The sequence below is a fragment of the Rhodococcus sp. MTM3W5.2 genome (genome assembly GCF_001984015.1).
GTDB classification, from domain to species: domain Bacteria; phylum Actinomycetota; class Actinomycetes; order Mycobacteriales; family Mycobacteriaceae; genus Rhodococcus_G; species Rhodococcus_G oryzae.
The window spans coordinates 4,924,674-4,935,663 of the sequence record NZ_CP019572.1 but is presented as its reverse complement, the minus strand read 5'-3'; the positions used below and the strand labels follow the sequence as shown (position 1 = coordinate 4,935,663).

Sequence of the window (10,990 nt, the reverse complement as noted above, 5' to 3'; positions counted from 1 at the left end):
GCTACTATTCAGCGCGGCCCGAATGTTGGACCCCGAGCTATGTCAGCAACAAGCAGCACTGCCGCCGGCCGAACCGGCGAGGATGGATGACCGTCATGGATACGACTCTCTCGGCCGCTGACCGCGACCAGTCGCCGACCTACGACCTGGTCGGTGTCGGCTTCGGGCCGTCCAACCTGGCGCTGGCCATCGCCATCGAGGAGCACAACGCGAGCTGCGCCCCCGGCGACCGGATCCGGGCACACTTCCTGGAGAAGCAGGACTGCTTCCGCTGGCACCCCGGCATGCTGCTGGACGGCGCGACCATGCAGATCGCGTTCCCGAAGGACCTGGTGACCTTCCGGAACCCGGCCAGCTCGTTCAGCTTCTTCTCCTACCTGTTCGACAAGGGCCGGCTGGTCGACTTCGTCAACCACCAGACCTTCTTCCCGACCCGGCACGAATTCAACGACTACCTGCAGTGGGCGGCAGGCCGGGTCGACGCCGACGTGCGATACGGCACCGCCGTCACCGGCGTTCGCGGCCTGCCCGCCGCGGATGGGGCGGTGGACGAGTTCGCGGTCGAGACGGCCGACGGGCAGGTCCTGCGGACGCGGAACCTGATCGTCGGGGCCGGGTTGCGCGAGCGGATCCCGGAGTGGGCGACGCCGTCGGCGCGCTGCTTCCACAACCATCAGTTCCTGTTCCGGATCGACGAGTTGCCCGAGCTGCGGCACCAGCGCTTCGTGGTGCTCGGCGCAGGCCAGAGCGCGGCCGAGGTGGTCCAGTACCTGCACCGCAACTACCCGCAGGCCGAGGTGCACAGCGTCTTCTCGCGCTACGGCTACAGCCCGGCCGACGACAGCCCGTACGCCAACCGCATCTTCGACCCCGGCGCCGTCGACGAGTTGCACGGTGCCGACAGCACCGAGCGCGAGCGGATCCTGGCCCTGCACAAGAGCACCAACTACTCGGTGGTCGACATCGAGCTGATCAACGAGCTGTACACCACCGAATACCAGGAACTGGTGCGCGGACAGCGGCGCCTGTTTATGCGCCGGGCCTCCGAGATCGACGGCGTGGTCGAGACCGAGGAGGGCATCGAGGTGAGCGTGCGCAGCAGCCTCGACGGCCTGACCGACTCGCTGATGTGCGACGCGCTGGTGCTCGCCACCGGGTTCACCCCCACCCCGCTGAGCAACCTCATCGGCGACCTGGCCCCCGAGGGCGGGGTGGCCACCGAGGTGGACCGCGACTACCGGCTGGTCACCCCGAGAACGTCCGGGGTGGCATCTATCTCCAGGGCGGCACCGAGAAGACGCACGGCCTCACCTCGTCGCTGCTGTCCAACGTCGCCGTTCGCGCCGGTGAGATCCTGAATTCTGTGCTGGATAATCGTCCCGACCACGGCGATCTTGATAGGGTCGAGGCGTCCGCTGGGACGGAAACCTCAGCGCTGGAAACACCGATGAACGAATTTGCGACAAGCGAGGCCAGATGAGCACCAATCCCTTTGACGACGAAGACGGCCGTTTCTACGTGCTCGTCAACGACGAGGACCAGCATTCGCTGTGGCCGACGTTCTCGGACGTCCCGCAGGGGTGGCGTGTGGTGTTCGGTGAGGACAGCCGCCAGGCGTGCGTCGAGTACGTCGAGGCCAACTGGACCGACATGCGCCCGAAGAGCCTGCGTGAGGCCATGGAACGCGACGCTGCCGAGCGCGGAAACCAGAGTTGACAACCCGGCGCCACCGGCGCCGGCGCACTGACTACAACGCCCGATTCTGACCCGACCTCCGTCGGCTCAGGGTCGGGCGTTTCAGCGTTCCGGTGCGGCGCAGGATGCGCGGCCGCCGCATGGTCCTGGCGATCCACTCGCCGAGCGTGACCCCCGCGGCGAGCGCGCACCCGATGCCGAACGCCGACAGCAGCGCGCTGAACCCGTCCAGCAACTCGTTGTTGAGCAGGGCGTACAGGCCGCGGTAGAGGGCGAGACCCGGCAACAGCGGGGTGATGCCGGCGACCGCGATCACCTGCGGCGGCGTCAGCGCCCTACGGGCCAGGATGCCACCGACGGAGCCGACAACGGTCGCGGCGATGGCCGAGGCGATGACTGGGCCGATGCTCACGCTCAGCGCCAGGGCGTAGACGAGGATTCCTGCGGCGCCGCCGATGCCCGCGATGGGCAGCGCCCGCCGCTCCGCGTAGCAGGCCACCGCGAAGAACAGCGAGGTGAACGCGCCCGCGACCACCTGGACCGGGATCTGGGCCAGCGCGGGCGGCGGGACGGTTGTCAGCACCGGCAGCGTCGAACCGAGTGCGCCCGCGATCCGCAGCGAGATCGCGACGCCCGCGATGATGCCGCCGGTCATCATGAGGACCTCGAAGAATCTGGCGACGGCGGTGATCGGCGCGCCGGTGATGGCGTCTTGCACCGAGCCGACCAGCGACAGCCCCGACAGCAGCACGATCACCCCGGCCGCGATGATCAGCGACGGCCGGATGGTGATGCCCAGCTGGTCGCTGAAGGTGTACAGCAGGCTGGCAGGCGCGGCGGCGATCAGTCCGCCCATCACGTGCTGGAAGAAGAACGGGAGCCCGATGGCGTTCAGCCTGCGGTTGACCCGGTCGATGACCATGGTGGTCAGGAAGCTGACGACCGCCACCAGCAGGTTGCCGCCGAGCAACACCGAGGCGGACGCGGCCATCGACGCCCACGCCAGCGTCGCGGTCCAGCGGTTGTAGGGATGCGGCGCGCGGGTGATCCGGGTCAGCTCGTCGTGTGCCTCGTCCGGACTGACCGCCTCTGTCCGAAGTCGGCGGGTGAGCCGGTCGACCGCGGCGAGCCGGGTGAAGTCCAGCGCCCGGTAGTGCACGATCCGCATCGTCGCCGCGGGCGGCATCGTCGGCCCGCGGTGCGCGCTGATGCGGATCGCGTTGTAGGTGACGTCGACGTCGCAGCGCGCGAGCCCATAGCTCGCGGCAACGAACTGGACCTGCGCGGTGGTGTCCATCGCGGAGGTGCCGGACGCGAGCAGCACCTCGCCGGACCGGAGGGCGATGTCGAGGACCTCCGCGACCTTGGCGTCGTCGGTCAGGTCGATCGGCTGCAGCGGCGCGGGGGCCGACGTCTGGTCGTCGACCACCGCCCGCTCTTCACCGATCAGCCGGTTCAGCGAGGTGAGTGCGTCGCGCAGGCGCCCCCTCGCCACGTCAGGACACCGCGTCCGCTTCGCTCAGATCCGTTGCCGCGAAAGCAGATTCGAGGTCGTTGTGCCGGAAGACCGATGTCACCTGGTCGTGCACCACGCGGAAGGCTGTGGCGACCGTCGACTTCTCGCCGGGCTTCGAGGCCCAGCTGGCCTCCTCCTCGACCACGACGACGCCCTCGTGCACGAACATGCGTCCGGCGATCAGGGTCAGCCCGGACTCGGATGCCCACTCGCGCAGCACGGACAGGCCCTGCCCGGCCCCGTCGGCGTCGCCGATCTCGATGTCGTCGCTCGAGAGCGCGAGGAGGGTGTCGATGTCGGAATCGTTGAATGCGTCGTGCCACGCGAGAACCGTGGCGATCTCCGAGGTGCTCATGCCGTCCACGCTATCGGGTTTACCGGCGCGGGGGCCGCGCACCAGGCCGAGCGCCGTTTCGTATGCGACCGCCCCGGCGGCGAACTAGGCTTTTGAGGCGCTGACGCTGGAGCGCCGGTGCCCGTATTCGTTCACGGAACGGGGCAGCGAGATGGTCGCGAATCGTCGAAGGCCGATCTCTGTCGCCGCGTGCGCCGCGGTCGCCATGGCGCTGGTCCTCACCTCGTGCTTCTCGACGACGGGGGAGCCGGGGGTCAACGCAGGCCCCGACGGCGTCCCCGCCGCCTACCGGGAGCCGGTCAAGCTCTCGAGCGAGGACGGCGTGCTCGAGGTGCGGCTGTCGGCACACCAGGGCACGGTCGCCCTCGACACGGCCTCGGGGCCGGTCTCGAATTTCCTGCTGTTCGGGTACGAGGTCATCCGGGGGACGGCCTCGGACGGCTCGACCGAGGGCCGAGACGTGTACCCGGCGCCGACGCTGAGGGTCGATCCGGGCGAGCGCCTGATCATCCACTACGACAACGACCTGCGGGGCCTGACGATCGAGGACTTCAACGACCCCGCCTTCACCCCGGCCGGCGGCGACGTGCCGATCTACCCGCAGGCGCTGGAATCCGCGCCGCTGAACCTGCACACCCACGGGCTGCACGTGAGCCCCGACGGCAACGCCGACAACGTGCTGCTCGACATCCCCGCCGGGATGGGCAACCGCTACGACTACGCGGTCCCGGAGGACATGCCGAACGGAATGTACTGGTACCACAGTCATCGCCACACCCTCACCGCGCAGCAGACATACCTGGGGCTCGCCGGTCTGCTGGAGATAGGGCGGCCGGACGGAAACCTGCCGCTGGTGACGCAGAACGAGATCCCGATCCGCGACATGGCGTTGCAGTACAACTTCGTCTTCGACCGCAAGGGCAACGGCCGGCAACTGAACAACGCGTACTGGTCGCAATGGGTGAGCACCCTGAAGCCTCCGGGAGGAGCGCAACTCGCCGACGGCACCTACCGGCCGAGCCTGGCCCCGGTGAACTTCGACCAGACGACGACGGGCTCCCGGTACATCACCAACTGGTACACCGGGCCGCTGTCCCCTGCCAACCATCGCGGGCAGAACCAGTTCATACCCGGCAACCTGCAGACCTTCACCAGTGACACGGTGACCGTCCCGGCGGACCCGTCGCTGCCGGACAACCAGCGGGACGTCCAATTCACCATCAACGGCCAGTTCCAGCCGGAGCTGAAACTCGAACCGGGTCAGACGGAGATCTGGGTGCTGGCCAACATCAGCGACATCGCCTACATGCCGGTCCGGCTCACCGAAACGGCGACGGGCAACCATCCGACCTTCGCCGTCGTCGGCCAGGACGGTAACCCCTTCACCCGGGTGGAGCTGCCGGTCGGCGGCGACGGCACCCGGCTCGTCATCCCGCCCGGCTCGCGGTTCGCGATCGCGGTGACGATGCCGGAGACCGGCGACCTCGTCCTCGACATCCCGCCGCTGGAGGGGGCGAAGCCCGTCGCCGAACCGGGCGTCATCTACACCAACGACGGCACCGAGAACCCGCCCGCGGTGCTGGGCACGGTGACGGTGGACCCGTCCGTGATCAGCTACGCCGACGGCTTCTTCACCTTCCCCACCCAGACGCTGCTGCGCGCGACGCCCGCGAGCGGGGAGGGGCAGACGACGGCGTTCGTGCCCGGCCAGAACCTGGACGCGTACACCTCGTTCGTGGACACCTCGGTGATGACGCCGGACGTGAAGCGGACGCTGACGGTCTCGGGTGGCTTCGGCAACGACAAGGCAAGCAACAGCGATCCGAAGGCGTTCACCTACGAGTTCGACGACAACACCTTCCCGAACATCCCCCTGCTCCAGCCGCGGCTCAACTCGGTCGAGGAGTGGTCGATCACGAACCTCAACAACGACGAGCATCCGATGCACATCCACGTCAACGACTTCCAGGTGATGGAGGTCGTGGATCCGGTGGCGGGTACCAGGACCGGCGTGCAGCCGTGGGGGATGGACAACGTCAACGTCCCAGCGCCGGTGACCGACGAGAACGAGAGCGCGCTCGAACCGGCCTCGGTGACGCTGCGCACGAAGTTCACCGAGTACACCGGCACCTTCGTGATCCACTGCCACCGCCTCAACCACGAGGACAACGGCCTGATGGCGCTCGTCAATGTGATCCCGGAGGTGTCCACGTACGCGGTCGCGGTACCCGGCTCGCCCGGCACGCCCGCCACGGTGCGGGTCCACGACGGCAACGGTGACAGGGTGATCGCCGCCGTCACGCCGTTCCCGTCGTTCGAGGGCACCCCGACGGTGGCGATGGCCGACGTGAACGGCGACATGGTGCTCGACCTCGTCGTCGGTACCGGCGCGGGCCCCGAGCCGGAGGTGGTGGCCTACGACGGCGCCGACCGCGCCGACGGCGCGTTCAGTGCCGAGCTGACCCGGTTCGCCCCGTTCGACTCCGGATTCCGCGGTGGGGTGAACGTCGCGGGCGTCGACATCGACGGAAATGCCCTGGCCGACAACATCATCGTGGGCACCGGCCCGGGCGTGGAGACGCAGGTGAAGGTGTTCTCCTCGACTCTTCCCTCCGCGAAGGGTGAGGCGCCGGAGGTGTTCTCGACCTTCACGCCGTACCCGGGGTCCGAGGCAGGGGTGTCGGTCGCGACCGGGCTGGTGGACACCGCCTCGGGCCGGGCCAGCATCGTGACAGCGCCGGGCCGGGGGGAGGCGCCGCGGGTGAAGACCTTCCGCTACGACCTGTTCGAGCCGACCGCGGCCGCGGCGGCGTCGAAGAGCGGCCACGGCGGGCACGGCGGCGCGAGCGGTGGCGGCACGGACGAGCCGACGATGACGTCGGAGTTCCTGGCCTTCGACGAGGGCTACCGCGACGGCGTCTCGCTCTCGACGGGCTGGGTGGCCGGCGCCGAGGGCGGCGCGAAAAGCATCGTGACCGGCATGGCGGGCGGTGCGGGCACGGTGCGGGTGTGGTCGAGCGGCTCCCGGCTCGACGGCGCGCCCGGGATGTACCTCGAGAGCCCGGATCACCACTCGGGCCCGGTGGATTTCCGGCAGATCGTCTCATTCGAGCCGTTCGCGGGCGGCGGGGTGCAGGTGGCCACCACCAGCACCACCGCAGGCGCCGACCTGCTCGTCAGCGGTGCCGGTGCGGCCGGATCCGAGGTCCGCAAGTTCGGGCTCGGCCGGGCGGACCCGCAGTCGACGACGCTGACGCCCGCGCCGCTGGGGGCGCTTCCCCCGCTGCCCGCGGCGGGCGCGGTTCCGCTGGGCGGACGGTAGTTCCGCGATCGACCCCGAAAACTCTTGACCGAGTCCAGAACAATGCGCCATTGTATTGATGTGCCCTCCGCGAGGGAATACGCAGCGCATTTGCGCACGGCAGAGCTTCGCGTGACCCGCCCCCGGGCCACGGTGCTCGAGGCTGTGCACAAGCACCCGCATGCCGACACGAAGACGATCTACCGCGCCGTGCGCGCCGTCCTGCCCGAGGTCTCCCGCCAAACCGTCTACGACGTGCTGCAGGCACTCAGCGATGCGGGCCTGGTGCGGCGGATCCAGCCGGCGGGCACCGCCGTGCGGTACGAGGCCCGCGTCGGCGACAACCACCATCACTTCGTCTGCCGTACCTGCGGGGTCATCACCGACGTCGACTGTGTGGTCGGCTCGGCCCCCTGCCTGACCGCGCCCGGCGACAACGGCTTCGTCGTCGATGAGGCCGAGGTCACCTACTGGGGATCGTGTCCCGACTGCTCGGCAGCACAGGTTTCGCGACCAGGTTCGCGATCGCAGTCCGATTCAACCACTCCCGGAAGGAAGGACCGTCGTGTCCAACAGTGAAAGCGAATGCCCCGCAATGGGTTCCCCGACCCCGCAGGAGCACCGGCCCAGGACCAACAGGGACTGGTGGCCGAATCAGCTCGACCTGCAGGTTCTCCATCAGCACTCGCCACTGTCCGACCCCATGGGCGAGGACTTCGACTACGCGGCAGAGTTCGCGACGCTCGACGTGGACGCGCTGAAACGGGACGTCATCGAGTTGATGACGGCGTCGCAGGACTGGTGGCCCGCCGATTTCGGACACTACGGGCCTCTGTTCATCCGGATGAGCTGGCATGCGGCGGGCACGTACCGCATCGCGGACGGCCGTGGCGGCGGCGGCGAGGGCGCCCAACGGTTCGCCCCCCTCAACAGTTGGCCCGACAACGCGAGCCTCGACAAGGCACGCCGGCTGCTCTGGCCGGTCAAGCAGAAGTACGGCAGGAAGATCTCCTGGGCGGATCTGCTGGTTTTCGCCGGCAACTGTGCCTACGAATCGATGGGCTTCGAGACGTTCGGCTTCGGTTTCGGCCGCGAGGACATCTGGGAGCCCGACGAGGTGTTCTGGGGGCCGGAGGACACCTGGCTCGGCGACGAGCGCTACACCGGCGACCGGGAGCTCACCGGTCCCTTCGGTGCCGTGCAGATGGGCCTGATCTACGTGAATCCGGAAGGGCCCAACGGAAACCCGGACCCGCTCGCCGCGGCCGTCGACATCCGCGAGACCTTCCGCCGGATGGCGATGAACGACGTCGAGACCGCCGCACTGATCGTCGGCGGCCACACGGTCGGCAAGACCCACGGCGCGGGACCGGCCGACCTCGTCGGGCCCGAGCCCGAGGCCGCGCCGATCGAGCAGCAGGGCCTCGGCTGGAAGAGCTCCTTCGGCACCGGCGTCGGAGGGGACGCGATCACCAGCGGCCTCGAGGGCACGTGGACGCCCACCCCGACCAGGTGGGACAACAGCTTCCTCGAGACCCTGTACGGCTACGAGTGGGAGAAGACCAAGAGCCCGGCAGGGGCGTGGCAGTACATTCCCAAGGACGGCGCCGGGGCGGGCACCGTCCGTGACGCCCACGATCCGTCGAAGTCCCACAGCCCGGTGATGCTGACGACGGACCTCTCGCTGCGGCTCGACCCGGTCTACGGGCCCATCACCCGGCGCTGGCTGGATCACCCCGAGGAGCTCGCCGAGGAGTTCGCCAAGGCCTGGTACAAGCTGCTGCATCGCGACATGGGGCCCGTCTCGCGCTATCTCGGCCCATGGATTGCGGAGCCCCAGTTGTGGCAGGACCCGGTCCCAGACGTCGATCACGATCTGGTCGGGCCGGACGAGATCGCCGCGCTCAAGGCCACGGTCCTCGGGTCGGGTCTGTCCATTCCCCGGCTGGTCGGTGCGGCATGGGCGTCGGCCGCCTCCTTCCGCGGCACCGACAACCGCGGCGGGGCCAACGGGGCGCGGATTCGGCTTGCGCCGCAGAAGGACTGGGAGTCCAACAACCCGGCGGGCCTGGCCGAGGTGCTGCAGACGCTCGAGCGGATCCGGGGCGACTTCAACGGTGGGAGGTCCGACGGCAAGAGGATCTCGCTGGCCGACCTGATCGTGCTGGCGGGTTGTGCGGCGGTGGAGCAGGCGGCGAAGGACGCCGGGCACGACGTCACGGTCCCGTTCGCGCCGGGCCGCACCGACGCCGCCCAGGAGCAGACCGACGTGGAGGCGTTCGAGGTGCTCGAGCCAAGGGCCGACGGGTTCCGCAACTACCTGCGCGCCGGGGAGAAGCTGCCCGCCGAGCGGCTGTTGCTGGACAAGGCGAACCTGCTGACGTTGACCGCTCCCGAGATGACGGTTCTCATCGGTGGGATGCGCGCGCTGAACGCCAACGTCGCGCAGTCCGCGAACGGTGTCCTCACCGCCCGTCCCGGGACGTTGACCACCGACTTCTTCGTGAACCTGCTCGACATGGGCACGGAGTGGAAGGCATCGGCCGAGTCCGAGAACGTCTACGAGGGCCGGGCTCGCGGCACGGATGCGGTCAAGTGGACGGCCACCACCGTCGACCTGGTCTTCGGTTCGAACTCGCAGTTGCGTGCGCTTGCCGAGGTCTACGCGAGCGACGACGCGCAGCCGAAGTTCGTGGCGGACTTCGTCTCCGCGTGGGACAAGGTGATGAACCTGGACCGCTTCGACCTCGCCTGATCGTGGCACGGCGCCCCGCGAGCCGACTCGGCTCGCGGGGCGCCCGCGTTTGTTCGATCCCGTTAGATCATGGCGCGGTGCGCGCCCTGGGGCTCACCGCCGAGCTGGGTCAGCGCCGACGAGTGGAAGATCGAACCGGGCACATGAATGGCGTGCGACAGGCCGGCATGTGCGTCCCGCCAGAAGCGCTGCATCGGCGTCTTCATCTGCAGCGCACCGCCGCCCGACCGCGCGAAGATCTCGTCGACCGCGCGTACCGCCCGCCACGCGGCGGCGGTCTGGGTCCGGCGGCCGATCGCCCGCTGCTCGAAGGTGACCTCCTTGCCCTGGTCGGTGAGGTCCCAGAACCGGTCCACCGTCTCGAGGATCGCCGCCCGTGACGCGGCGATCTCCGCCGCGGCCTCGCCGATCGCGAACAGCACGTACGGGTCGTCCTTGATCGCCGTGCCGGACACCGTGATCCGCTCGCGCTGCGCGTTCAGGTGGCAGGCCAGCGCGCCCTCGGCGATGCCGATCAGCGACGAGGTGATGCCCAGCGGGAAGATGCACGAGAACGGGAAGTTGTACAGCGTCTGCGTGCGCCCGGCCTCCTTCGGCGCGGTGCCGTCGAAGACCTTCGCCGCCTCCAGGGTCCGGTGCGTCGGGATGAATGCATCCTTGACGATCAGGTCCTTGCTGCCGGTGCCGCGCAGTCCGACGACGTCCCAGCTGTCCTGATCGATGTCGTAGTCGCTTCGCGGCAGCAGCACGTGCAGGATCTTCGGCGGCATCTGCGGCGTGCCGTCCTGGTTCCCGACCATCGCACCGATCATCACCCACTGGCAGTGATCGGTACCCGAGGAGAACGACCAGCGGCCGTTGAGGACGTAGCCGCCGTCGGTCGGGACCGCGACACCCATGGGCGCGTACGGCGAGGCCATCCAGGTGTCGGGGTCCCCACCCCACACCTCCTCCTGGGCCTTCGGGTCGAAGAACGCCAGCTCCCACGGGTGCACGCCGACGATGCCGCTGACCCAGCCGGTGGCACCGTCCATCGCGCCGATCGCCATCGCGGTCTCGGCGAACTCCCGCGGATGCGATTCGAGGCCGCCGTGATCCTTCGGCTGCAGCATCCGGATCACCCCCGACTCACGCAGCCGCTTGGCCGAGGCGTCGGTGAGGCGCATGAGCCTGTCGCCCTCGACACCGTTGGCGCGGATCTCGTCCGCGTACTGCTCGATCCGCTCGTGAACCTGACCCATGACTCCCTCGTCTCGGTAGAAGTTGCCGGCTGACTGGAACCAAAACTAGAACAAGTTCCACGCTTGTGAAAGGGGAACGAACTCATCGGTTTCCTTTCCCATTGCGGCCGGGTCCCGTTGCGCGTTG

At 68.9% G+C, this 10,990-nt stretch carries 7 protein-coding genes and 1 pseudogene; 5 read left to right on the top strand and 3 right to left on the bottom strand.

Translation table 11 applies throughout. The features are described 5' to 3' along the window. Nucleotides 1-86 precede the first annotated feature (86 nt). Together BTZ20_RS22520 and BTZ20_RS22515 are read left to right on the top strand one after the other, a co-directional pair. Nucleotides 87-1,480: pseudogene (locus tag BTZ20_RS22520) on the top strand (lysine N(6)-hydroxylase/L-ornithine N(5)-oxygenase family protein). Then, a complete protein-coding gene (locus BTZ20_RS22515) occupies nt 1,477-1,716 on the top strand; it encodes an MbtH family protein (protein WP_027503481.1) in 240 nt (79 codons plus the stop codon). Before BTZ20_RS22520 ends, BTZ20_RS22515 begins: the two are co-directional and overlap by 4 nt. Nucleotides 1,717-1,747: 31 nt before the next feature. Here BTZ20_RS22515 and BTZ20_RS22510 read toward each other — a convergent pair whose 3' ends face one another. Beyond that, nucleotides 1,748-3,190: a threonine/serine exporter ThrE family protein gene (locus BTZ20_RS22510; protein ID WP_083742801.1), complete on the bottom strand. Its 1,443-nt coding sequence runs from the start codon at nt 3,188-3,190 to the stop codon at nt 1,748-1,750. A gap of 1 nt (nt 3,191) precedes the next feature. Beyond that, nucleotides 3,192-3,566, bottom strand: coding sequence for a hypothetical protein (locus BTZ20_RS22505; protein WP_077043910.1), 375 nt, complete (start codon nt 3,564-3,566; stop codon nt 3,192-3,194). A gap of 151 nt (nt 3,567-3,717) precedes the next feature. Here BTZ20_RS22505 and BTZ20_RS22500 point away from each other — a divergent pair, with 151 nt between their 5' ends. The 3 genes from BTZ20_RS22500 to katG are packed head-to-tail and all read left to right on the top strand — an operon-like array spanning nt 3,718 to nt 9,622. Next, complete coding sequence (locus tag BTZ20_RS22500; RefSeq protein ID WP_077042882.1) at nt 3,718-6,888, top strand: multicopper oxidase family protein; 3,171 nt, start codon at nt 3,718-3,720, stop codon at nt 6,886-6,888. Nucleotides 6,889-6,948: 60 nt separating this feature from the next. After that, the gene (locus BTZ20_RS22495) at nt 6,949-7,446 is read left to right on the top strand and encodes a Fur family transcriptional regulator (protein WP_317616105.1); all 498 of its coding nucleotides are present in this window, start codon (nt 6,949-6,951) and stop codon (nt 7,444-7,446) included. 16 nt (nt 7,447-7,462) lie between these two features. Beyond that, nucleotides 7,463-9,622 (top strand): catalase/peroxidase HPI, encoded by a 2,160-nt coding sequence (gene katG, locus BTZ20_RS22490; RefSeq protein WP_223263842.1) that lies wholly within the window; start codon nt 7,463-7,465, stop codon nt 9,620-9,622. A 62-nt stretch (nt 9,623-9,684) separates the two neighbouring features. Here katG and BTZ20_RS22485 read toward each other — a convergent pair whose 3' ends face one another. After that, nucleotides 9,685-10,863, bottom strand: coding sequence for an acyl-CoA dehydrogenase family protein (locus tag BTZ20_RS22485; RefSeq protein WP_077042880.1), 1,179 nt, complete (start codon nt 10,861-10,863; stop codon nt 9,685-9,687). Nucleotides 10,864-10,990 lie beyond the last annotated feature (127 nt).

Excerpts from the sequence above, each read along its gene's own strand:
- BTZ20_RS22515 (WP_027503481.1), top strand. The coding sequence starts at position 1,477 with ATGAGCACCAATCCCTTTGACGACGAAGACGGCCGTTTCTACGTGCTC.
- BTZ20_RS22505 (WP_077043910.1), bottom strand. The coding sequence starts at position 3,566 with ATGAGCACCTCGGAGATCGCCACGGTTCTCGCGTGGCACGACGCATTC.
- BTZ20_RS22500 (WP_077042882.1), top strand. The coding sequence starts at position 3,718 with ATGGTCGCGAATCGTCGAAGGCCGATCTCTGTCGCCGCGTGCGCCGCG.
- katG (WP_223263842.1), top strand. The coding sequence starts at position 7,463 with ATGGGTTCCCCGACCCCGCAGGAGCACCGGCCCAGGACCAACAGGGAC.
- BTZ20_RS22485 (WP_077042880.1), bottom strand. The coding sequence starts at position 10,863 with ATGGGTCAGGTTCACGAGCGGATCGAGCAGTACGCGGACGAGATCCGC.